The sequence below is a fragment of the Pseudomonas sp. B14(2017) genome (genome assembly GCF_002113255.1).
GTDB classification, from domain to species: Bacteria; Pseudomonadota; Gammaproteobacteria; order Pseudomonadales; family Pseudomonadaceae; genus Aquipseudomonas; species Aquipseudomonas putida_Z.
The window spans coordinates 119,158-142,656 of sequence record NZ_NEJY01000004.1 but is presented as its reverse complement, the minus strand read 5'-3'; the positions used below and the strand labels follow the sequence as shown (position 1 = coordinate 142,656).

General features: G+C 64.5%; 17 protein-coding genes and 1 pseudogene. 10 read left to right on the top strand and 8 right to left on the bottom strand.

Annotation, left to right across the window (positions count from 1 at the left end; translation table 11 throughout):
- Nucleotides 1-63: 63 nt before the first annotated feature.
- Together CAG34_RS29375 and CAG34_RS05295 are read right to left on the bottom strand one after the other, a co-directional pair.
- Nucleotides 64-747, bottom strand: a pseudogene (locus CAG34_RS29375) (PAS domain-containing protein); the annotation flags it as partial.
- Between the two features lie 237 nt (nt 748-984).
- Nucleotides 985-2,004, bottom strand: coding sequence for a LacI family DNA-binding transcriptional regulator (locus CAG34_RS05295; protein WP_025339312.1), 1,020 nt, complete (start codon nt 2,002-2,004; stop codon nt 985-987).
- A 206-nt stretch (nt 2,005-2,210) separates the two neighbouring features.
- Between CAG34_RS05295 and CAG34_RS05290 the strand changes: the two genes are divergently transcribed.
- From CAG34_RS05290 to CAG34_RS05280, 3 genes are all read left to right on the top strand, one after another.
- The gene (locus CAG34_RS05290) at nt 2,211-2,750 is read left to right on the top strand and encodes a gluconokinase (RefSeq protein WP_085588540.1); all 540 of its coding nucleotides are present in this window, start codon (nt 2,211-2,213) and stop codon (nt 2,748-2,750) included.
- Nucleotides 2,751-2,861: 111 nt separating this feature from the next.
- Nucleotides 2,862-4,214 (top strand): GntP family permease, encoded by a 1,353-nt coding sequence (locus CAG34_RS05285; RefSeq protein WP_015270532.1) that lies wholly within the window; start codon nt 2,862-2,864, stop codon nt 4,212-4,214.
- Between the two features lie 84 nt (nt 4,215-4,298).
- Complete coding sequence (locus tag CAG34_RS05280) at nt 4,299-4,592, top strand: hypothetical protein (protein WP_085588538.1); 294 nt, start codon at nt 4,299-4,301, stop codon at nt 4,590-4,592.
- Nucleotides 4,593-4,714: 122 nt separating this feature from the next.
- Here the strand turns inward: CAG34_RS05280 and CAG34_RS05275 are convergent, their stop codons facing one another.
- From CAG34_RS05275 to CAG34_RS05260, 4 genes are all read right to left on the bottom strand, one after another.
- Nucleotides 4,715-6,142 carry a sigma-54 dependent transcriptional regulator gene (locus CAG34_RS05275; RefSeq protein WP_025339314.1) on the bottom strand — a complete coding sequence of 476 codons (1,428 nt, stop codon included), beginning with the start codon at nt 6,140-6,142 and terminating at the stop codon, nt 4,715-4,717.
- Nucleotides 6,111-7,604: a HAMP domain-containing sensor histidine kinase gene (locus tag CAG34_RS05270; protein ID WP_085588536.1), complete on the bottom strand. Its 1,494-nt coding sequence runs from the start codon at nt 7,602-7,604 to the stop codon at nt 6,111-6,113. Before CAG34_RS05270 ends, CAG34_RS05275 begins: the two co-directional genes overlap by 32 nt.
- Nucleotides 7,605-7,900: 296 nt before the next feature.
- A complete protein-coding gene (locus CAG34_RS05265) occupies nt 7,901-9,361 on the bottom strand; it encodes a HAMP domain-containing sensor histidine kinase (RefSeq protein ID WP_085588534.1) in 1,461 nt (486 codons plus the stop codon).
- 271 nt (nt 9,362-9,632) lie between these two features.
- Nucleotides 9,633-10,217 (bottom strand): lytic transglycosylase domain-containing protein, encoded by a 585-nt coding sequence (locus CAG34_RS05260; RefSeq protein WP_023662492.1) that lies wholly within the window; start codon nt 10,215-10,217, stop codon nt 9,633-9,635.
- Nucleotides 10,218-10,402: 185 nt separating this feature from the next.
- Here CAG34_RS05260 and gspG point away from each other — a divergent pair, with 185 nt between their 5' ends.
- A complete protein-coding gene (gene gspG / locus CAG34_RS05255; RefSeq protein ID WP_085588532.1) occupies nt 10,403-10,828 on the top strand; it encodes a type II secretion system major pseudopilin GspG in 426 nt (141 codons plus the stop codon).
- A gap of 11 nt (nt 10,829-10,839) precedes the next feature.
- Nucleotides 10,840-12,030, top strand: coding sequence for a type II secretion system F family protein (locus tag CAG34_RS05250; protein ID WP_085588530.1), 1,191 nt, complete (start codon nt 10,840-10,842; stop codon nt 12,028-12,030).
- Here CAG34_RS05250 and CAG34_RS05245 read toward each other — a convergent pair.
- On the bottom strand, nt 12,024-13,331 hold the full coding sequence (locus tag CAG34_RS05245; protein ID WP_025339319.1) for an LLM class flavin-dependent oxidoreductase: 1,308 nt from the start codon (nt 13,329-13,331) through the stop codon (nt 12,024-12,026). The genes CAG34_RS05250 and CAG34_RS05245 overlap by 7 nt on opposite strands.
- A gap of 139 nt (nt 13,332-13,470) precedes the next feature.
- On the bottom strand, nt 13,471-14,406 hold the full coding sequence (locus CAG34_RS05240; RefSeq protein ID WP_085588528.1) for an ABC transporter substrate-binding protein: 936 nt from the start codon (nt 14,404-14,406) through the stop codon (nt 13,471-13,473).
- A gap of 215 nt (nt 14,407-14,621) precedes the next feature.
- Between CAG34_RS05240 and CAG34_RS05235 the strand changes: the two genes are divergently transcribed.
- The 5 genes from CAG34_RS05235 to CAG34_RS05215 all read left to right on the top strand — a co-directional run bounded on the left by CAG34_RS05235 (nt 14,622) and on the right by CAG34_RS05215 (nt 22,953).
- Nucleotides 14,622-15,230 carry a cysteine dioxygenase gene (locus CAG34_RS05235; protein ID WP_085588526.1) on the top strand — a complete coding sequence of 203 codons (609 nt, stop codon included), beginning with the start codon at nt 14,622-14,624 and terminating at the stop codon, nt 15,228-15,230.
- Nucleotides 15,227-16,813 carry a rhodanese-related sulfurtransferase gene (locus CAG34_RS05230; protein ID WP_085588524.1) on the top strand — a complete coding sequence of 529 codons (1,587 nt, stop codon included), beginning with the start codon at nt 15,227-15,229 and terminating at the stop codon, nt 16,811-16,813. The genes CAG34_RS05235 and CAG34_RS05230 overlap by 4 nt, the downstream gene beginning before the upstream one ends.
- A gap of 294 nt (nt 16,814-17,107) precedes the next feature.
- The gene (gene mexE, locus CAG34_RS05225) at nt 17,108-18,349 is read left to right on the top strand and encodes a multidrug efflux RND transporter periplasmic adaptor subunit MexE (RefSeq protein WP_025339323.1); all 1,242 of its coding nucleotides are present in this window, start codon (nt 17,108-17,110) and stop codon (nt 18,347-18,349) included.
- A gap of 12 nt (nt 18,350-18,361) precedes the next feature.
- A complete protein-coding gene (locus CAG34_RS05220) occupies nt 18,362-21,541 on the top strand; it encodes an efflux RND transporter permease subunit (RefSeq protein ID WP_025339324.1) in 3,180 nt (1,059 codons plus the stop codon).
- Nucleotides 21,538-22,953, top strand: a complete 1,416-nt coding sequence (locus tag CAG34_RS05215) for an efflux transporter outer membrane subunit (protein ID WP_085588522.1) — start codon at nt 21,538-21,540, stop codon at nt 22,951-22,953. Before CAG34_RS05220 ends, CAG34_RS05215 begins: the two co-directional genes overlap by 4 nt.
- Nucleotides 22,954-23,499: the final 546 nt, after the last annotated feature.

Below are 23,499 nucleotides of genomic sequence, written 5' to 3'. Positions count from 1 at the left end.
CGCGCAGGCATCGGTCTGCACCGAACTGGCATGGGCAGCATCGGCGGCGCTTTGCTGGGTGCTGACCTGGCGGGTGATGTCGCTGGCGAACTTCACCACCTTGTACAAGCGGCCCTTGCTGTCGAAGATCGGGTTGTAGGACGCCTCCAGGTAGACCGTCCGGCCATGTTTGTCGACGCGTTCGAAACGGTGCGAATGGTACTCGCCGCGGTTGAGCGATGCCCAGAACTCGCGGTACTCGGCCGATTCGCGCTCATGCGCCAGGCAGAACAGCCCGTGATGGCGACCGACCACCTCGTCCAGGCGATAGCCCATGGTGTCGAGGAAGTTCTGGTTGGCCTTGATCACCCGGCCCTGCGGGGTGAATTCGATCACCGCCATGGAGCGGCTGATGGCCTTGAGCAGGCTTTCGCTCTCGTGCTCCTCCATCACCCGCTGGCTGATGTCGGAAGCCACCTTGATCACGCTGGTGACCTGGAGCTGCTCGTCCAGTACCGGCATGTAGCTGGCTTCCAGCCAGACTTCGCGGCCGGCCTTGTCGATGCGCTCGAAGGTACCGCTGATGGCCTTGCCCTGCCCCAGTTCACGCCACAGTTGCTGGTATTCGGCGCTTTTCGCGTAGCCAGGGTCGCAGAACAGCCGGTGGTGCTTGCCGCGCAACTCCTCGGCGCTGTAGCCCATGGCCTGGCAGAAGCGCTCATTGGCATCGAGGATCGTGCCGTCGGGGGTGAACTCGATCATTGCCATGGAGCGGCTGATCGCCGCCAGCTTGGCCTGCAAGCTGGCCAAGGCCTCATGACTGCGCTGGATCTCGACCAGATCGGACTTGCGGTGGAAATCGAACATGACGCCGGGCTCCTGTATGCGCGGTGTCCTGAGCATAGATCGCCGTTAGCGCCATGCAAGCACAGTGCTATCACCTTGTAATTAATGCATTCATAGTACGGAGCGCGCTTCTTGACCAGGATGGGCAAGCGCCCGGGCTCAGGAACTCTCCCGCACCATCAACTCGAAGCCCAGGTCCTGCTGCGCATTCGGCACCCGCTTGCCATCGAGCAACGCCAGCAACGCCTGCGCAGCACCGCGCCCCACGGCGGCCCGAGGCGTGCGAATCGAGGTCAGCCGCGGCACCATGTGCGCCGAAGCCGGCAGGTCGTTGAAACCGACCATCGCCACCTGCCGCGGCACCTCCACCCCTTGGCGCAATGCCTGCAGCACCGCGCCCTGGGCCAGGTCGTCGTTGCAGAAGAAGATACCGTCGACATCTGGCGCCTGTTGCAGCAGCTGGCTGAACAACGCGCTGCCCAGGGCAATGGAAGAAGGCTCCGGCGCCAGCACTTCCAGCTCGGCCGCCTGCAAGCCGGCCTCGGCCAATGCCTGGCGGAACCCTTCGGCACGCTGCATCACCCGCGGGTCGAGCTGCGCGGCAATGAACGCCAGGCGCTTGCGCCCGCGCTCGATCAGGTGGCGGGCCGCGGCGCGCCCGGCCTGCTGCTGCGAGAAACCGACCGACAACGCCCCGGCCTCGCCATTCAGTTCCATCATGTGCACACAGGGCACACCACTGGCCGCCAGCATCTGCCGCGATGCCTCGCTGCGCTCGAAACCGGTCAGCAGCATGCCGCAGGGCTGGTAGGCCAGGTAGTTGCGGATCAGGTTCTCTTCTTCGGCAAGATCGTAGTGATAGTTGCCGATCAGCACCTCGAGCCCGCGCGGGCGCATGACCTCATGAATGGCTTCCAGCGTATCGATGAACAGCTGGTTGGACAGCGACGGGATCAACACCACCACCGACTGGCTGCGCGCCGACGCCAGGGCACGGGCCGCCGGGTTGGCCACGTAGCCAAGGCTCGCCGCGGCAGCAACGACCTTTTCCACCAGCTCCGGCGCAACCGTGCTGACCCCACGCAGGGCGCGCGAGGCGGTAATCGGGGAAACCCCGGAAAGCCTGGCAACTTCTGCCAGGGTGGGACGACCTGTGGTGCGGGAGCCGGTGCGGGACATGGATGTTGTAATTTTACTACTTGCAAGGAAAGGGAACGGCCACTAAGGTAGCGCTGTCTCAGGACGCAGGCAATGTAATCTTTGGTAGCAGCCACCGCGCGCTCGCCGCCAAGCGTCCATACTGCGTAAGGACAAGATCAATAACACCGGGGAGGTGGCTGTTCGTCGACGACGAGACAGCGCTATCTCACCCGCAGGAGGTACTGATGATTTCTCCCCTGTCCGCCATCGTGGTGATGGGCGTGGCCGGTTGCGGCAAAAGCTGCATCGGCGCTGCCATCGCCGCCCGAAGCGGCGGCCGCCTGATCGAAGGCGACGCTTTCCACCCTGCCGAAAACATCCGCAAGATGAGCGCTGGCATCCCCCTGGACGACAGCGACCGTGCCGGCTGGCTGGTGCGTCTTGGTCAGGAGCTGCAAGCCACGACCCAGGCCGGGGAACGTCCGATCCTGACCTGTTCGGCCCTCAAGCGCCGCTATCGCGACTCCCTGCGCGATGCCATGCCCGGGCTGGTGTTCGTGTTCCTCGAGCTGTCACCCGCCGAGGCGGAAAAACGCGTGCTGGCCCGCCCCGGGCATTTCATGCCGGCGAGCCTCATCGAAAGCCAGTTCGCTGCCCTCGAACCGCCACACGGCGAACCTCTGACTATCGCGCTTGACGCCACCCAACCCATCGGAGCGCTTGCCGATGCGGTGGACAGCTGGCTAAAGAGCCGCGGTGAGCCGGGCCTGGCACAAACCGCCTGACCCTGGCGGCTTTCCCGGCCCACCCAAGACAGCGCTACCCTGCCCCATAAGCGCAAGCAAAGTTGCAAAAAAGCTACGCCAAAACAACGATAAGACCGAGGCCTTCAAACCATGTTCGGACTGGCTACTGATACCTTCCTGCTGCTCGACGCGCTGGTTACCATCGTCGGGCTGATCCTGCTGATCACCCACTTCAAAGTCCACCCCTTCGTCGCCCTGACCATCGCGGCCGGCTTCCTTGGCCTGACCTCCGGCATGCCGGTGGCCAAGGTCATGAAATCGTTCCAGGACGGTTTTGGCGGCGTGCTGGGCTTCGTCGGCATCGTACTTGCCCTGGGCACCATGCTTGGCAAGCTGATGGCCGACTCCGGGGGGGCCGACCAGATCGCGCAAACCCTCATCCGGGCCTTCGGCAAGAAGAACGTGCACTGGGCGATGATGTTCGCCGCCTTCCTGGTGGGCATCCCGCTGTTCTTCGAAATCGGCTTCGTGCTGCTGATTCCGCTGGTGTTCATCGTCGCCCGGCGCTCCGGCGTGTCGCTGATCAAGATCGGCATTCCACTGCTGGCCGGCCTGTCGGTGGTGCACGGCCTGGTGCCCCCGCACCCGGGCCCGTTGCTGGCGATCGGCATCTTCCATGCCGACATCGGCAAGACCATCTTCTATGGCCTGATCGTGGCGCTGCCTACCGCCATCATCGCCGGCCCGCTGTTCGGTAACTTCATTTCCCGCTACATCCCGGGCACCCCGTCCCAGGAGCTGATGGACCAGATCGCCAAGGAGTCCGACCAGGGCAACCTGCCGAGTTTCACCATCACCCTGGTCACCGTGTTGCTGCCGGTGGTGCTGATGCTGCTGAAGACCTTCGCCGACGTGGTGCTGCCAGCCGAGCACATCGTGCGCCAGTGGATGGACCTGATCGGCCACCCCATCACCGCCCTGCTCGCTGCCCTGCTGCTGGCCTTCTACACCTTCGGCTCGGCCCGTGGCTTCAACCGCCAGCAGATCATGAAGATGCTCGACCAGAGCCTGGCACCGACCGCGGCGATCGTGCTGATCGTGGGTGCCGGCGGCGGCTTCAAGCAGATGCTGGTAGACACCGGCGTGGGCAACGTGATCGGGCAGATGGCCGTGCAGGCGGAGATTTCGCCGATCATGCTGGCCTGGCTGGTAGCGGCGGTAATCCGCATCGCCACCGGTTCCGCGACGGTCGCCACCATCACCGGCGCGGGCATCGTCGCACCGGTGATCGACCTGGTGCCTGGGGTCAACCGTGAGCTGCTGGTGCTGGCCACCGGCGCCGGCTCGTTGATCCTGTCCCATGTCAACGACGCCGGTTTCTGGCTGGTGAAGCAGTACTTCAACATGACCGTGGCGGAGACCTTCAAGACCTGGAGCATGATGGAGACCATCCTGTCGATCGTCGGCATCATCTTCATCATGTTGCTGTCGCTGGTGGTGTAACCGTTGATCGGGGTAATGGCACCTTGAAGCTTCGGGTAGGGCCGAACGGAAGTATCAGCCCTACCAGAAGCAAAGGAGCCTGCCATGCCCCGCTCAAGCATCCTGCTGATTGTCCTGCTCGCCGCGCCATTGGCCATAGCTGCCGGCACCGGCCCCACCTATCCCGACGACCCGCACAACCCGGCGCCCAAGCCGGGCGCGGACAGCACCCTCAACCCGATCGAAAAGCCCATGCCGCGGGACACCGACCCACGCATAAAAGGCAACGACCCGGACAGCCCGCCCGCTGAACAGAATGACAACCGGGATTTGCCGGGTATGGATGGCAGTGGCTCGGAAGGTACCGGGCGGCAGGGAGCAGCCGATAATCAGCGTTGATCAATGCCCCTGAATGCAACTGTCTTGCTCAAATTCCAAAAGTTGCCGCTCCCACAGGTACAGCGACAACCTCAAGAACAATGCCGCTCCCGCAGGTCCCCGTACGGCCCTTTGCCCGATGCTCACCACTGGCGCTTGTCCGGCCTGGTCAGCCCCAGTTTCTCGATCCGGTAACGCAGCATGTCCCGCGACAGCCCGAGCATGCGCGCCGACTTGGTCACGTTCCAGTCCGTGCGGTCCAAGGTCTTGCACACCAGGTCGCGCTCCATATCCGGCAGGCTGGTGCCGGGCTCGGGTTCGTGCCGAGGCATTTCGAACACCGCAGGCGCCGCCTGTTGCACCAGCGGCTCGTCGATCAGGGTCATGCACAGGTTGAGCTGATGCGCCTGCACCACCTCGTTCGGTGCCAGCAGCACGGTCTGCTCCAGCATGTTGCGCAGTTCGCGCACATTGCCTGGCCAGCTGTAACCGAGCATCAGGTTTTCCGCCTCGGCGGAAAAGCGCAGGTTCGGCTTGCCATAACGCCGGCCATGATGGGCCAGGAAATGCCGCGCCAGCAGCAACACGTCCTGCCCGCGGGCATACAGGCGCGGTACCTTCAGGGCGATGATGCGCAGGCGGAAGAACAAGTCGCGGCGGAACTTGCCCTGCTGCACCATCTGCTCCAGGTTGCAGTTGGTAGCGCTGATCACCCGCAGGTCGACCTTGCGCTCCTTCACCGCGCCAATCCGGCGGATACTGCGGTCTTCCAGCAACTTGAGCAGCTTGGCCTGCAGCACCAGGTCCATCTCGCCAATCTCGTCGAGGAACAAGGTGCCGCCATCGGCAGCCTCCACCAGGCCCACCCGGCGCTCCTTGGCATCGGTGAAGGCGCCCTTCTCGTGGCCGAACAGCTCGGCCTCCAGCAGGTTGGCCGGGATCGAGGCACAGTTGAACTCGATGAACGGCCCCTTGCTGCGCGAACCATCGAAATGCAGGGCGCGGGCCACCAGCTCCTTGCCGGTACCGGTCTCGCCTTCGATCAGCACCGGTGGCAAGTCGTCGCTGGCCATGCGCCGCTCGGCATCCAGTACCTGGCGCAGGGTGTGCTTGAGGGTGAGCATCGTCGGTGATTCGCCGATCAACGCCTGCAACCCGGACTTCTGCGCCTCGCGCTCCTGGTAGAACGACAACGTGCGTTCCATGCGCTCGGCAGCCAGCGCCTTGTCCAGGGTCAGCTTGAGCTCGGCCAGCACCACCGGCTTGGTCAGGTAATGGAAGGCGCCCTCCTTCATTGCCTGCACGGCATCTTCGACATTGCCGTAGCCGGTCATCATGATCACTTTCAGGTCCGGCACCTGCGCCACCAAGGTACGCAGCAGGTCGTGCCCGCTCATGCCCGGCAGCGAGTTGTCGGTCAGCACCGCATCGGGCTGGCCCCGCTTGATCTGCTCCAGCGCCAGTTCCGCGCTGTGGCACACGGTGACCTCGAAGCCCTTGAGGCTGAGGTAGGTGCGAATGTTGTCGGCGAGAATTTCATCATCCTCGACTACCAGGATGCTGTGCTCCATGGTCCCCTCCCGCTGCGATATTGAATGTGAGGCTGACGCGGGTTCCTTCCTCTTCGCGGCTGCTCAAGCTGACCGAGCCGCCAAAACGTTCCATGATGCGTTTGACCAAGGCCAGGCCTACGCCGAGGCCGCCCTGCTTGGTGGTGTAGAACGGCTTGAACACCATCCGTTCCTGCTGTTGGCTCATGCCCTTGCCGGTATCGCTGAGGACGAACTCGGCACGCTGCCCATCCTGCACATTGACCTGGGCACGCAGCATGCCGCCTTCAGGCATGGCTTCCAGGGCATTGGAGAACAGGGTGTTGAGAATTTGCGTAAGCTGTAGCGGCTGGCTGGCCACCCATTGTGCCCCGGGGCCTTCGTAGCAGAAGCGCACGCCGTTGCGTTCGATCTGCTGGGCGAAGGCCAGGTGGGTGTCCTCGATGGCCGTCACCAGGTCCACGGCCTCGGCGTCGTCACTGGTCGGGCGCAGCGACACCAGCAAGTCACGCACCCAGCGCGACATGCGGTCGACCTGGCTGATGATGTCGGTGATGTTCTTCTGCGCTGCGGGGTTGGCGATTTCCTGGGCCAGTTCTGCGCTGGAGCGGATGTTGGCCAGCGGGTTGCGCAAGCTATGCGCCACCGCCGACGACATCTCGCCCAGGGCCACATAGGTTTCACTGGCCACCAGCCGATCCTGCTGCAGGTGCAGCAGCTGCGCCGCGCGGCGCACGATCCAGAACAGGCCGAAGTAGACCAGCGCCCCGCCCACCAGGGTCGAGGCCCAGATCAGCACGTAGCCGCGCTGGATGCGCCGCACCAGGTCTTGCGGCTCCTTGTAGATCTCCACCATCGCCAGCACCTGCTCGCCCTGGCTGTCGAACAGCGGGATGTAGTTCTCGATGAACAGGTAACGCGGCTCACGCTGGAACTTCTGCTCTTCGCGGTCATCGTCGGCCTGGTGGTAGCTGGCCGACACCGCCTTGCGCGAGCGGAAGGCGCGGTCGAGGTCGCCATCGGCCTCGATGCGCTTGCCGATCAGCTCCCGGTTGGTCGACCAGACGATGGTGCGGTCGCGTGCATAGACATTGGCCAGCAAGGTGTCCGGCAGGTGCTCGACATGGTCGAGGAACTCGACCCGGGTAGATTCAGCCAGGTCCGGGGTGAACTGCAGGTGCTGCTGGTCCAGGCGCGGGTCAAGCAACTCGCCCATGGTGGTGCCCGGCGGCAACTGCGAATGGCGCACTTCGGCCTGGGCCATGGCCTGGATGAACTGGGCGGTGAGCATGGCATCGCGCTCGACGCTGTCGCGCACCACGAAACGCGTCGACACATACCCCAGCCCGCCTGCCACCGAGGCGATGATCAGCAGGCTGATGACCGAGAACCAGCGCAGCAGGTTGAACTCGCGCAATGGCACGGCCACACCGCTGGCGGTAGTACTGGCCTTGCCTGGCACTTCATTATCCAGCATCTGCATCGCGTGCTTCCCGCGCAGGGCGTCCGTTCAGAAATGCATCAAGGCGACGAACAGTAGCCAATTGATAGCACTCCACCCGTGCAGCCGCAGCTGCCATTTGTCGTGTGTTGCGCTCCGCCTGTCACGTTGCAAGAACCCAGCCAGCCACCCGACTGATTTGATTAGTTGTTTATAATCAATAGGTTAATGAATTTTCCTAGATTCGCATGGAGGATGATCCCCCACATTTGGGGATTTTCACCCCAAAAACATAAGTCCTTTATAAACAAGAAGATACGAATATTTATCAATGTAAATCATGAGAATTCCATCAGCCGGAAACTCAACGAAACCCGGGTGCCATGGCCTTCACTGCTGCTGAGCCGGACGCTGCCACCGAAGCGTTCCATGATGCGTTTGACCAACACCAGGCCCACGCCCAACCCACCCTGCTTGGTGGTGAAGAAAGGCCGGAAGGCCATGCGCTGCTGCTCTTCGTTCATGCCTTTGCCGTTGTCGGACAGGCGCAGGGTCAAGTTACGCCGGTCATGGCGCACCACCTCGACACGCAACCGCCCACCCTGCTCCATCGACTCCAGGGCGTTGGCGATCAGGCTACTGAAAATCTGCCGCAGTAACACCGGGTGCCCCAGCACCTGCACCGCCGGTAACGGTTGCAGGTCCACGCTCACGCCGCCACGCGCCAGCAGCACCGCGTAGGTCTGCAGGCTTTCCTGCAATGCCAGCGGCAAATCCACCGCCACTGCCTCATCGTTGAGCGGGCGCAATGACTGCAACATCTGGCGGATCCACTGCGACATGCGGTCGACCTGGCTGATGATGTCGTTGACATTGCGCTGCGCCGGGCCGTCGTCGAACGCCTGGGCCAGCTCGGCACTGGAACGGATGCTGGCCAGCGGGTTGCGCAGGCTGTGGGCTACCGCCGAGGACACCTCGCCCAGTGCCACGTAGGTTTCGTTGCTGATCAGCCGTTTCTGCTGCACCGACAGCAGTCGCGCGGCGCGGTGCATGATGCCGTACAGGCCGACGTAGACCAGCCCGGCACCGACGGTGATCGCCAGCCAGATCAGGATCAGGCCATGCTCGATGCGCACGATCAGGTCATGGGGCTCCTTGTAGATCTCGACCATCGCCGTGACCTGCTCGCCATCGGCATCGAACAGCGGAATGTAGTTCTCGATGAACAACTGCTCGGGTGGGATGACGAACTTCTGCTCGGCGCGGGCCTGTTCGAAGTTGTGGTAGCTGGCCGAGACTCGCATCTTGTATTCGAAGGCCTTCTCCAGATCCTGGTCGCCTTCGATCAGCTTGCCGACCAGCGCCGGGTTGCTGGACCAGATCACCGTACGGTCCGGGGCATAGATGTTGGCCAGCAGCATGTCGGGCAGGTGGGCGATGTGGTCGAGGAACTCGCCACGCGCCCTGCGCCGGGCGTCCGGGTCGACATCGAGCAGGTTGGCGCGGTCGATGCGCGGGTCGAGCAGTTCACCCATGGTGCGCACATTGGGGATCGACACATGGCGCACTTCGGCATCGGCGATGGAGGTAATGAATTGCGCGGTGAGCAAGGCATCGCGCTCGATGCTCTCGTCGATGATGAAACGGCTGGAAATCAACCCCAGCCCGACCGCTACCGAGAGGATGATCGCCAGGCTGACCCAGGCGTACCAGCGCAGCAGGTTGAACGGCTTGCGTGGGGTGGCCAGTTCGTTACCGGCGGGTACTTCAATAGCGTCGGAACGAGGGGCGATGTCCATGGCGGACTCCACAACTGGGCACCTTCAGAAGGTTATAGCCCAGAGTTGGGGAAACCATCGGGTCAGCTTGGTGGCATCCGCCGAAGGGTATTGTTTTGTTTCCCGTACTGAACGCACCTGCCTTGCAAAAATCCAGATGCTCACACGGTCCCTGTGGGAGCGGCTTTAGCCGCGAACACCGGCGCAGCCGGTGCCATGCACCGCGTTGGATTCTTCGCGGCTAAAGCCGCTCCCACAGGGGTCGCGCCAGCTTTGAAAGGGGCTACAGAGGCTAATCACCCGTCAACCCCTGCAACCGGCGGTACTCCCGCAGCACATTCGGTACATAGCGCCGGGTCTCGGCAAACGGCGGTACCGCACCACGGCGCAGCACAGCTTCGGGGCCGGCGTTGTAGGCCGCCACGGCCAGGGTGATGTCATTGTCGAACAAGTTGAGCATGCGCTTGAGGTAGCGGGCCCCGCCCTGCACGTTGTCTTCCGGGTCCAGGCGGTTTTCCACGCCCATCTCGCGGGCGGTATCCGGCATCAGTTGCATCAGCCCCACGGCGCCCGCCGGTGAACGGGCCTTGGGGTTGTAGCCGGACTCGGCCTTGATCACCGCATGCAGCAACGCCGGGGGGACGTCGTGGGTACGCGCCGCGGCGGCGACCAGCTTGGCGTAGGGGCGGCCGGTGATGAGCTGCGCGTTGGCCGGGCCGGCCTGGGCCTTCGGCTCGCTGATCACCGTTTCATAGAGGCGCCCGGGTCGATGGACGTTGGTCAGTATGTAGCTGCCTTTGGCGTCGATGGAAATGTACACATCGGCCTGGGCAGCACCTGCCACCAGCCAGATCAAACCGAGAATGAGTCCACGCATGTCGGTCGCCTCTTCGTGGTACCCCCAAATTTGGGGGATATACCCCGGAAAACCCGAGGTCGATGACCACGACGCAAGCACTGTGCCGCTTTGCATACCGCATGGTGCAAGGCGCCAGCGCAGGCGTGCACGGCTGTTGCATGGAGCCTGCAAAAGCTTGTCCCCATGCAGCGGAGGGCTTCACCATGCAGCGCAGAACCAACCCTCAACGTGGCTTCACCCTGCTTGAACTCCTGGTGGTGCTGGTGGTGCTCGGCCTTTTGGCCGGTATCGTCGCGCCCAAGTACTTCAGCCAGCTAGGCCGCTCCGAGGCCAAGGTGGCGCGGGCGCAGATAGAGGGGCTGAGCAAGGCCCTGGACCTGTACCGCCTCGAAGTCGGCCACTACCCCAGCAGTGAGCAAGGCCTGCAGGCCCTGGTGATCGCCCCCAGTGGCGAAGCGCGCTGGACCGGCCCGTACCTGCAGAAGGCCGTGCCGCAAGACCCGTGGGGCCGCCCGTACATCTACCGGCAACCTGGCGAGAACGGCGGCGAGTACGACCTGCTGTCGATGGGCAAGGACGGCCAGCCCGGTGGCGACGGGGAAAACGCCGAAATCACCAGTTGGCAGTAGGGAGAACGGCCATGCGCTACAGCCTCAAGGCCCTGGGCAGGCAGGGTGTGGTGCAGTTGCAGATCGAGGCCGAGGACGCCGACCAGGCCCGCCGCCAGGCCGAGGACCAGGGCCTGCGCGTGCTCAGCCTGCGCGGCCACGGCGGCGCCTTGCGCGGCATGGCCTGGCGCCGCGAAGCAAGCTTTGACCTGGTGCTGTTCAGCCAGGAACTGTCGACCCTGCTCAACGCCGGCCTGCCGCTGATCGACGCGCTGGAGAGCCTGGCGGAAAAGGCCCCCGCAGCGGCAACGCGCAAAGTGCTCGCCGAACTGGTCCGCCAACTGTACGAAGGCCGCTCGCTGTCCCAGGCCCTGGGCCAACAGCCACGGGTATTCCCGCCGCTGTACGTGGCGCTGGTGCAATCCAGCGAGCGTACCGGCGCACTGGGCGACGCCCTCGCCCGCTACATCAGCTACCGCCAGCGCCTGGACCTGGTACGGCAGAAGCTGGTGGGCGCCTCGGTGTACCCGTTGCTGCTATTGCTGGTGGGCGGTGGCGTGGTGCTGTTCCTGCTTGGCTACGTGGTGCCGCGTTTCAGCCAGGTATTCGAGGGCATGGGCACCGAGTTGCCCTGGCTGTCTCGGCTGCTGATGCAGATCGGCCTGTTCCTGCATGCCCAGCAACTGCCACTGGCGTTTGGCACCTTCGGCGTGGTCATGGCGCTGTGGCTGCTGCGCCGCCAGCCACGGGTGCGGCGCTGGGCAGCCTGCCAGCTGCGGCGCCTGCCGGCACTGCACCAACGCCTGATGATGTACGAACTGGCGCGCTTCTACCGCTCGCTGGGCATCCTGCTGCAAGGCGGTATCCCCATCCTCACCGCCATGGGCATGGCCCGCGGCCTGCTCGGCAGCGCGGCGGCCCAGGGCCTGGAGCACGCCAGCCAGCGGGTCGGCGAAGGGCTGCCGTTGTCCGACGCGCTGGAGGCCGGGCAACTGGTCACGCCGGTATCGCTGCGCCTGCTGCGGGCCGGCGAGCAGTCCGGCAACCTGGGCGAGATGCTGGAGCGCTGCGCCGACTTCCATGACCAGGAAATCGGCCGTTGGGTGGAATGGTTCGTCAAGCTGTTCGAACCACTGCTGATGACCTTCATCGGCCTGCTGATCGGCCTGATCGTGATCCTGATGTACATGCCGATCTTCGAACTGGCCTCGAGCATTCACTGAATGGCCAGGCCCAGGCTTTCACGCAGGGTGGTGCCCTCGTAGGCGGTGCGGTATACCCCGCGTTCCTGCAGCAGCGGCACCACTTGCTCGGTAAAGCGGCGGAACTGCCCGGGGTGGCCGATATAGATGTTGAAACCATCCAGCGCCCGCGCCTCGAACCACTCGGCCATTCTGGCCGCTACCGTTGCCGGCGAACCGACGAAGGCCCCCGGCCGCAACTGGCGGCCGAACTCCACCGCCTGGCGCAAGCTCAAGCCCTGCTCCCGTGCCTGGTCGGCAATGCGCCTGGCGTTGGTGAAGAAGCTGCTGCGCGCGTGCTCCAGGCTTTCTTGCGGGAATGGCGCATCGAGGTCGTACTGGCTGAAGTCGTGCCAGCCGAAGTTGCGCCCGAACTCCTTGAGCGCCAGCTCGAAGCTGTGGTCCTGCTGGTGGTAATGGCGCTCGATTTCACGGGCGTGTTCGTCGGTGTCGCCGACATAGATCTCGGCCCCGGGCAATACCAGCAACTGCTCGGGGTCACGCCCCAGTCGCGCGGCGCGGCCCTTCACATCACGGTAGAACGCCTGGCCCTGCTCGATGCTGGCGGCGTGGGTGAAGATCACATCCGCCGTGGCGGCCCCAAGGTCACGCCCCTGCTGCGAATCGCCGGCCTGGAAGATGACCGGCTGGCCCTGTGGCGAGCGCTGGATGTTCAACGGCCCCACCACCGAGAAGTGCTCGCCCTTGTGGTTCAGGGCATGCATCCGGCTGGGGTCGAGGAACTGCCCGGTAGCCCGGTTGCGCGGGAAGGCGCCGTCTTCATAGGAGCGCCACAGGCCCTGCACCACGGCGACGTGCTCCTGGGCGCGGGCATAGCGGGTGTCGTAGTCGTAGTGCTCGTCACGGCCATAGTTGCCGGCGGTGCCGGCGTCGCCACTGGTGACCACGTTCCAGCCGGCGCGGCCCTTGCTGATCAGGTCCAGCGAGGCGAGGCGGCGGGCGACGTTGAAGGGTTCGTTGTAGGAAGTGGTCAGGGTGCCGACCAGGCCGATGTGGCGTGTGCTTACCGCCAGCGCCGAGAGCAGGGTCAGCGGCTCCAGGCGGTTGAGGTAATGGGACGGCGAGCCGGGGGTGATGTACTGGCTGTCGACGATGAACATCAGGTCGAACAACGCCGCCTCGGCCTGGCGGGCGATGTCGATGTACCAGTCGATATTGACGCTGGCGTCGGCAGGCAGCTCCGGGTCGAGCCACAGGTTGTGCCGGCCAGGGCCGCCGCAGCCCATGGTCAGGGCACCAAGCTTGATCTTGCGGGTGGTCATGGGTATTCCTCGGAAATGGTGGTAGCTGTGCCGGCCTCTTCGCGGGTAAACCCGCTCCCACAGGAATTGCGCAGTATTCGAGTGCTGCACTGCCCCTGTGGGAGCGGGTTTACCCGCGATAGGGCCGGTACAGGCGTAATCAGTGCTCGAACGCCGCCGCGAACGAGGTATCGAACAGGCTGGCCGCCGGGTAGGCCTTGATCAGCCCCAGCCCGGCAAAGAAGTCCACGGTCTTCTGCGCCTCCACGATCACCTGCGGGTTCAGTGCCGCCACATCGGTACGCGCCCTGGCAAACCAGGCCCGGGCGATGTCGCGGTCGGCACGGGTGCGCTTGGCCCAGGCATCGGCATACGCCTCGGTGTGAGCGGGGTCGCTCAGGGTCCAGTCACGGGCCTTCTTCAGGCGCTGGAGAAAATCACTGATCTGCGCCCGTTTGGCCTCCACCGCCTTGGCATTGGCCACCACGAAACTCTGGGCCGGGATCAACCCATCGGCCGTGGCCAGCACCCGGGCGCCTTGGCGCTCCTGCTGGGTGACATAGGGTTCCCAGGTGGCGATCACGTCCACCGAACCACCATCCAGGGCATGCGACGCATCCAGGGCGCTGAGGTAGCGCAGCTCCAGGGCGTCACGCGGCACCGCAGCCTTGTCCAGCGCGCTGAGCAACAGCTGCTGGCTCCAGGAACCCTTCCAGATCGCCGCACGTTTGCCACGCAGGTCTTCGAGGCGGTGAATGTTCGAGTCCTTGCGTGCCAGGATGGCCACGCCCTCCAGGTTCTGCCGGCTGACCGCAATCACCTTGATCGGCGCACCCAGCGCACCGAGGAACAACGGCGGCGCATCGCCCAGCAGGCCGATGTCCAGGCTGCCCACGTTCAGCGCCTCGGCCACCGGCGAGCCGGCGGTGAACTGCTTCCATTCCAGGGTATAGGGCAGGTCGTCGAGCACGCCGGCCGCTTCCATCACGGCGCGGGCATTGAAGCTCTGGTCGCCAACCACCAGGGTTTGCGCGGCGGCCGCCAGGCTGAGGGAGCTGGCCAGCACACCGGCGGCCAATTGCTTGAGGTATCGCACGTTCGTCTCCAGGTACCGTCGAGGTACATAAGGCCGATCCGCGCGTGCGGTCTCGTGGTGTAGTCGCGGGGCTTGCTGTTCGTTGCGCTCATTTCAAAACAGATCAGCCAAGCTGTAAATGCATTTTTTGCATATTAGCTTATGAATATTTTTACTTTTAAGAATACTCATCGCATTTGCTAGGGTTTAACCAAACCGTCAGCCGAGCCTGAACCATGAGCCAACCCCTGCGCCTCGAGCGCCTGCGTCACTTCATCGACGCACTTTCGCAACTGCTGGACCGGGAAACCGACGAAGCCACCCTCCTCGACCAGGGCCAGGGCCTGCTGCGCAGCCTGGTCGCCCATGACGACTGGCTGCCCGAGGCGCTGGCGCAGCCGGACCCGGCCCGTTACCAGCAATACCTGCTGCATTGCGATTCGCGCCAGCGCTTTTCCATCGTCAGTTTCGTCTGGGGGCCAGGCCAGCAGACGCCGATCCACGACCACCGGGTGTGGGGCCTGATCGGCATGTTGCGTGGCGCCGAATACTCGCAAGGCTTTGTCCGTAGCGAGCACGGTGTGTTGCTACCGGCAGGCGAGCCGGTGCGCATCGACCCTGGCCACGTGGCGGCCGTATCGCCGCGCATCGGTGATATCCACCAGGTCAGCAACGCCTTCGCCGACCAGGTGTCGATCAGCATTCACGTGTATGGCGCCAACATCGGCGCCGTCAGCCGTGCCGTGTACCTGCCCGACGGCAGCGAGAAACCGTTCATTTCCGGCTATTCCAACACCCTTCTGCCCAATATCTGGGACCTGTCCAAAGAGAACCCTGCCCCATGAGTACCGTAGCCACCCGCGCCTTCCACGACATTCGTCGGGCATTGCTGGCCCATGAAGAACTGGCGCTGATCGATGTACGCGAGGAAGACCCGTTCGCCCAGGCACACCCGTTGTTCGCCGCCAACATTCCGTTGTCGAAACTGGAGCTGGAGGTGTTTGCCCGGGTCCCCCGGCGCGACACCGCCATCACCCTGTATGACGACGGCGAAGGCCTGGCGGCCCAGGCCGGCCAGCGTCTGACGGCACTGGGCTACAGCGATGTGGCACTGCTCGAAGGTGGCCTGGCGGGCTGGCGCGCAGCAGGCGGCGAACTGTTCCGCGACGTCAACGTGCCGAGCAAGGCCTTTGGCGAGCTGGTGGAAAGCGTGCGCCACACCCCATCGCTGGCAGCCGAACAGGTGCAGGCGCTGCTGGATGCCAAGGCCGATGTGGTGGTGCTCGACGCCCGCCGCTTCGACGAATACCAGACCATGAGCATCCCGGGTGGCATCAGCGTCCCGGGTGCCGAACTGGTGCTGCGGGTGGCCGAGCTGGCGCCCGACCCTGCCACCCAGGTGATCGTCAATTGCGCCGGGCGCACCCGCAGCATCATCGGCACCCAGTCGCTGGTCAACGCCGGCATCCCCAACCCGGTGGCGGCCCTGCGCAACGGCACCATTGGCTGGACCCTGGCCGGGCAAACCCTGGCCCACGGCCAGCAACGGCGCTTCGCCGAGGTTACCGACAGTACCCGTGCCGATGCCGCACAGCGCGCGCGCGGCGTGGCCGACCGCGCCGGCGTGGCCCGCCTGGAGCGCGAAGGCCTGGCCGCCTGGCAGGCTGATACCAGCCGCACCACCTACCTGTTCGACGTGCGCACGCCCGAGGAATACGCCCAGGGCCACCTGCCGGCCAGCCGCAGCGTACCGGGCGGGCAGCTGGTGCAGGAAACCGACCATGTCGCCAGCGTACGCGGGGCGCGCATCGTGCTGGTGGACGATGACGGCGTGCGGGCCAACATGAGCGCTTCGTGGCTGGCGCAAATGGGCTGGCAGGTGGCAGTGCTGGACGGTTTGTCAGCGGCAGACTTCAGTGCAGCCGGCGAGTGGCAGGCGCCGCAGCCGGCGTTGCCAGTGGTGACCGAAATCGGTGTCGAGCAGCTGGAGGACTGGCTGCAAGCGCCAGGCACCGTGCTGCTGGACTTCACCAGCAGTGCCAACTATGTGAAACGGCACATTCCAGGCGCTTACTGGGCGATCCGCGCGCAGTTGCCACAGGTGCTGGAGCGCTTGCCGGTAGCCGAGCGCTATGTGCTGACCTGCGGCAGCAGCCTGCTGGCGCGCTTTGCGGCGCTGGACTTGCAGGCACTGACGCAAACCCCGGTGCACGTGCTGGACGGCGGCACGGCGCGCTGGATTGCGGCGGGCAAGGCGCTGGAGAGCGGCGAAACGCGCTTGGCCGTGGCGCGTACCGACCGTTATCGCCGGCCTTATGAAGGGACGGACAACCCGCACGAGGCAATGCAGGGGTATCTGGACTGGGAGTTCGGCTTGATTGCCCAGCTGGAGCGCGATGGCACCCATGGGTTCCGCGTATCGAGCTGAGATTGCCGGGGTTAGCAAATGGGGCCGCTTTGCGGCCCTTCGCGGGCATGCCCGCTCCCACAGGGACCGTGCATTCTCCAAATCCAGCGCCGTACCTGTGGGAGCGGGCAAGCCCGCGAACACCGGCAAAGCCGGTGCCATACCTAAACCCACTACAACAAGATCATGCCACAAATCGATGAACGCCCCACACATATCATTCATCGTGATAATAACCTTCGCCCCGTTCGATTCGTGCATCACGCGCAAGACACTCACACTCCGCCCACTACTAATACATTGGCGGAGTTCTCCATGGAACAATCACTCAAACCCTTGCGCTTCCCCCTCGCTGCCCTGGCAGTGGTGGTGATCAGCGCTTGCGGTCGAACCCCCGACGCCGTGCAGGCTCCCGCCGCGCCGAAGGTCAGTGTGGCCAAGGTGATCGAGCAACCGATCAACGAATGGGACGAGTTCACCGGCCGTCTCGAAGCCCCGGAAACCGTCGAGGTTCGCCCACGGGTCTCTGGCCAGATCGACCTGGTGGCCTTCACTGAAGGTGCCCAGGTCAAGAAAGGCGACCTGCTGTTCCAGATCGACCCGCGCCCGTTCCAGGCAGACGTCCGCCGCCTCGAAGCCCAGCTACAGCAAGCCAAGGCCACCGCCATCCGCAGCGCCAACGAAGCCCGCCGTGGCGAACGCCTGCGTGACAGCAACGCCATTTCCGCAGAACTGGCCGAATCGCGTAGCAGCGCCGCCGCCGAAGCCCGCGCCGGGGTCGACGCGATCCAGGCCCAGCTCGACCTGGCACGCCTGAACCTCAGCTTCACCCGTGTCACCGCGCCCATCAGCGGCCGCGTCAGCCGCGCCCAGTTCACCGCCGGCAACATCGTCACCGCCGATGTCACCCCGCTGACCAGCGTGGTCTCCACCGACAAGGTCTACGCCTACTTCGACGCCGACGAGCGCGTGTACCTCAAGTACACCCAGCTGGCCCGCGAAGGCCAGCGCGGCCAGAGCACCCCGGTGTACCTGGGCCTGACCAACGAAACCGGCAACCCGCACCTGGGCCAGATGAACTTCGTCGACAACCAGGTCAACCCGCGCACCGGCACCATCCGTGGCCGTGCGGTGTTCGACAACAGCGACGGCCAGTTCACCCCAGGCCTGTATGCACGCCTGAAGCTGGTGGGCAGCGCCCAGTACCAGGCCGTGCTGATCAACGACGAAGCCGTGGGCACCGACCTTGGCAAGAAGTTCGTGCTGGTCATGGACAAGGACAACAAGGCCGCCTACCGCGCCGTGGAGCTGGGGCCGAAGCTGGAAGGCCTGCGCATCGTGCGCAGCGGCCTGGGCAAGGACGACCGCATCGTGGTCAAGGGCCTGCAGCGCGTACGCCCTGGCTCACCGGTCACCCCGGAAGAAACACCGATGGCCAGCGAACAGACCCTCGCCGCCCTCGCCCAGCAGCGCCAGGCCCTGGAGGCCAGCAACCCGGCGCCGAAGGTGGCGGGCAACAACGTGAAAGTCGCCAGCGCCCAGGCGCCACGCGGTTAAGGGACCACACCGATGAACTTCTCGAAATTCTTCATTACCCGGCCAATCTTCGCCGCGGTGCTGTCGCTGGTGCTGCTGATCGCGGGTTCGATCTCGCTGTTCCAGCTGCCGATCAGCGAATACCCCGAAGTGGTGCCGCCCACCGTGGTGGTGCGCGCCAACTTCCCCGGCGCCAACCCCAAGGTCATCGGCGAAACCGTCGCCGCGCCACTGGAGCAGGCGATTACCGGCGTGGAGAACATGCTGTACATGTCCTCCCAGTCCACCGCTGACGGCAAGCTGACGCTGACCATCACCTTCGCCCTGGGCACCGACCTGGACAATGCCCAGGTGCAGGTGCAGAACCGCGTCACCCGTACCCAGCCCAAGCTGCCAGAGGAAGTGACCCGCATCGGTATCACCGTCGACAAGGCCTCGCCCGACCTGACCATGGTCGTGCACCTGACCTCGCCGGACAACCGCTACGACATGCTCTACCTGTCCAACTACGCCATCCTCAACATCAAGGACGAGCTGGCGCGCCTGGGCGGCGTGGGCGATGTGCAGCTGTTCGGCATGGGCGACTACTCGCTGCGCGTGTGGCTGGACCCGAACAAGACCGCTTCGCGCAACCTCACCGCCAGTGATGTGGTGGCTGCGATCCGCGAACAGAACCGCCAGGTGGCCGCCGGCCAGCTGGGCGCCCCACCCGCCCCGGGTTCGACCAGCTTCCAGCTGTCGATCAACACCCAGGGTCGCCTGGTCAATGAGGAAGAGTTCGAGAACATCATCATCCGCGCCGGTGCCGATGGCGAAATCACCCGCCTGAAGGACATCGCCCGGGTCGAACTCGGCTCCAGCCAGTACGCCCTGCGTTCGCTGCTGAACAACCAGCCGGCGGTGGCCATCCCGATCTTCCAGCGCCCAGGCTCCAACGCCATCGAGATCTCCGACGAAGTGCGGGCGAAGATGGCCGAGCTGAAGAAGGACTTCCCCGAGGGCATGGACTACAGCATCGTCTATGACCCGACCGTGTTCGTCCGTGGTTCCATCGAAGCCGTGGTGCACACCCTGTTCGAAGCGCTGGTGTTGGTGGTGCTGGTCGTCATCCTGTTCCTGCAGACCTGGCGTGCCTCGATCATCCCGCTGATGGCCGTGCCGGTATCGCTGATCGGTACCTTTGCCGTGATGCACCTGTTTGGCTTCTCGCTCAACGCGCTGTCATTGTTCGGCCTGGTCCTGGCCATCGGTATCGTGGTGGACGACGCCATCGTCGTGGTGGAAAACGTCGAGCGCAACATCGGCCTGGGCCTGAAACCGTTGGAGGCCACGCAAAAGGCCATGGGCGAAGTGACCGGGCCGATCATCGCCACCGCCCTGGTGCTGTGCGCCGTGTTCGTGCCTGCCGCGTTCATTTCCGGCCTGACCGGGCAGTTCTACAAGCAGTTCGCCCTGACCATCGCCATTTCCACGGTGATCTCGGCATTCAACTCGCTGACCCTGTCGCCGGCCCTGGCTGCCGTGCTGCTGAAGGACCACCATGCGCCCAAGGACCGGTTCTCGCGGTTCCTGGAAAAACTGCTGGGCAGCTGGCTGTTCGCCCCGTTCAACCGCTTCTTCGACCGCGCTTCCAACCGCTACGTCGGCGGCGTGCGTCGGGTCATCCGCTCCAGCGGCATCGCCCTGTTCGTGTATGCCGGCCTGATGGGCCTGACCTACCTGGGCTTCTCGTCCACCCCGACCGGTTTCGTGCCGGCCCAGGACAAGCAGTACCTGGTGGCGTTCGCCCAGCTGCCTGACGCGGCCAGCCTCGACCGCACCGAAGCAGTGATCAAGCGCATGAGCGAAATCGCCCTGAAGCAGCCTGGCGTGGCCGACTCGGTAGCCTTCCCAGGCCTGTCGATCAACGGTTTCACCAACAGCCCGAACAGCGGCATCGTGTTCACCCCGCTCAAGCCGTTCGACGAGCGCAAGGACCCGAGCCAGTCGGCGGCGGCCATCGCTGCTGCACTGAATGCCCAGTTCGCCGACATCCAGGACGCCTACATCGCGATCTTCCCGCCACCGCCGGTACAAGGCCTGGGCACCATCGGCGGCTTCCGCCTGCAGATCGAAGACCGTGGCAACCTGGGCTACGAGGCGCTGTACAAGGAAACCCAGAACATCATCGCCAAGAGCCACAACGTGCCGGAACTGGCGGGCCTGTTCACCAGCTACCAGGTCAACGTGCCGCAGGTCGATGCCGCCATCGACCGGGAAAAGGCCAAGACCCACGGCGTGGCGATCACCGACATCTTCGACACCCTGCAGGTCTACCTGGGCTCGCTGTACACCAACGACTTCAACCGCTTTGGCCGTACCTACCAGGTCAACGTCCAGGCCGAACAGCAGTTCCGCCTCGATGCCGAGCAGATCGGCCAGCTGAAGGTGCGCAACAACCTCGGCGAGATGATCCCGCTGGCGACCTTCCTCAAGGTCAGCGACACCTCCGGGCCTGACCGGGTGATGCACTACAACGGTTTCATCACCGCCGAGATCAACGGCGCCGCGGCACCGGGCTACAGCTCCGGCCAGGCCGAAGCTGCAATCGAGAAGCTGCTGAAAGAGGAACTGCCCAACGGCATGACCTTCGAGTGGACCGACCTGACCTACCAGCAGATCCTCTCGGGCAACACTGCACTGTTCGTGTTCCCGCTGTGCGTACTGCTGGCCTTCCTGGTGCTTGCCGCCCAGTACGAAAGCTGGAGCCTGCCGCTGGCGGTGATCCTGATCGTGCCGATGACCCTGCTGTCAGCCATCACCGGGGTGATCGTGTCGGGTGGTGACAACAACATCTTCACCCAGATCGGCCTGATCGTACTGGTGGGCCTGGCGTGCAAGAACGCGATCCTGATCGTCGAGTTCGCCAAGGACGAACAGGCCAAGGGGCTCGACCCGCTGGCAGCGGTACTGGAAGCCTGCCGCCTGCGCCTGCGGCCGATCCTGATGACCTCGATCGCCTTCATCATGGGTGTGGTTCCACTGGTGTTCAGCTCCGGTGCAGGTTCTGAAATGCGCCATGCCATGGGTGTGGCGGTGTTCTCGGGGATGATCGGCGTGACCGTGTTCGGCTTGTTCCTGACCCCGGTGTTCTTCTTCCTGATTCGCCGTTTCGTCGAGCGTCGCCAGGCCCGCAAGGCCGAGCGCGCCCACTCGCTGGAGAGCCATGCATGAACCTGCTCAAACCCTTGACCCCGAGCCTGCTGGCGCTGGCCCTGGCGGCCTGCGCGGTAGGCCCGGACTACCAGGCGCCGGCCACCGAGCCCGCGCAGTTGGCCAGCGATGTACAGGCCAAGGCCTACGACCGTAGCCGTTTCGAGAGCCTGTGGTGGAAGCAGTTCGACGACCCGGTGCTGAACCAGCTGGTGCAGGCTTCGCTGGACGGCAACCGTGACCTGCGCGTGGCCTTCGCCCGCTTGAAGTCGGCCCGTTCGATCCGTGAAGACGCCGAGAACGATCAGTTCCCGGTGGTCACCAGCCGCGCCAGCAGCGACATCGGCAAGGGCCAGGTCCCCGGCCAGACCACGCAACGGGTGAACAGCGAACGCTACGACCTGGGCCTGGACATGGCCTGGGAGCTTGACCTGTTCGGCCGCATCCAGCGCCAGATCGAAGCCAGCGAAGCCCAGGAAGCGGTAGCCGCGGCCGACCTGCAGCAGCTGCAGGTCAGCCTGATCGCCGAGTTGGTCGATGCCTACGGCCAGCTGCGCGGCGCGCAGTTGCGCGAGAAGATCGCCCTGGCCAACCTCAAGACCCAGCAGGAATCGCGGGCCATCACCGAAACCCTGCGCGATGCCGGCGTGGGCAACGACCTTGACGTGGTACGGGCCGACGCGCGCCTGGCCGGGGTCGAAGCCACCGTGCCGCAACTGCAGGCGGAACAGGCGCGGGCCCGGCATCGCATCGCCACCCTGCTCGGCCAGCGCCCCGAGGCGCTCAGCGTCGACCTGTCGCCCAAGGCCCTGCCGGCCATCGCCAAGGCGCTACCGGTGGGTGACCCGGGTGAACTGCTGCGCCGCCGCCCGGACATCCGCAGCGCCGAACGCCAGTTGGCGGCTGCCACCGCCAACGTCGGCGTGGCCACGGCCGACCTGTTCCCCCGCGTCAGCCTCAGCGGCTTCCTCGGCTTTACTGCTGCCCGTGGCTCGCAGATCGGCTCCTCGGCAGCCAATGCCTGGGCGCTGGGCCCGAGCATCACCTGGGCGGCCTTCGACCTGGGCAGCGTGCGCGCCCGCCTGCGCGGTGCCAAGGCCGATGCCGAAGGAGCACTGGCCAACTATGAACAGCAGGTGTTGCTGGCCCTGGAAGAATCGGCCAACGCCTTCAGCGACTACGACAAGACCCAGCAGCGGCTGCTGTCGCTGATGCGCCAGAGCGATGCCAGCCGCAAGGCGGCGGAACTGGCCTCGATTCGTTATCGCGAGGGTACGGTGGACTACCTGGTGCTGCTCGATGCCGAGCGTGAGCGGCTGAGCGCCGAAGATGCACAAGCCCAGGGCGAGGTCGAGCTGTACCGCGGCATCGTCTCCATCTACAAGGCCCTGGGCGGCGGCTGGCAGCCGGAGACTGTAGCCAGCGCGCGCTGATACACCCGTTTCAACGGCTCCTTTGGTTGGCTCCTCCCCCAACCGTTTGCCCCGCAGGCCTTGGTCCGCGGGGCTTTTTTATGCTGATTGAGGGTGTGTGCAGGGTGCATGCCTCTGAATCTTCAGCGCCTATGAGATCGAGCGCCGCCCGCGCGGCGCATCGCCGGCAAGCCAGCTCCCACAGGTACTCCACCGCTTTTGAGACCTGTGGTTCACCTGTGGAAGCTTGCTTGTGCATGCCTTGAAGTTGGTGCGGACCATGTAGGAGCTGGCTTGCTGGCGATCGAGGGCAAAGCCCTCGCCTAGGTTCTAGAGCTGTAAGACATTTCCGAACCAGAAACCAAATGCTTCAGTTCGAACGCTCTGTCGAATTATCCTACAGCACCTGTCGGAAGGTGCTGTCTTGGCTGGGGAGCACACCAGGTTTAATGTCCTCGGCTCGCCTTTTCAGGTGATTTGCCTCACTTCTGTTGCCCATTCCTTTCTGTTTTAGTCGGTGTCGATAATGGACATTTACAGGCTTGATGTTATATCGGTATCGATATA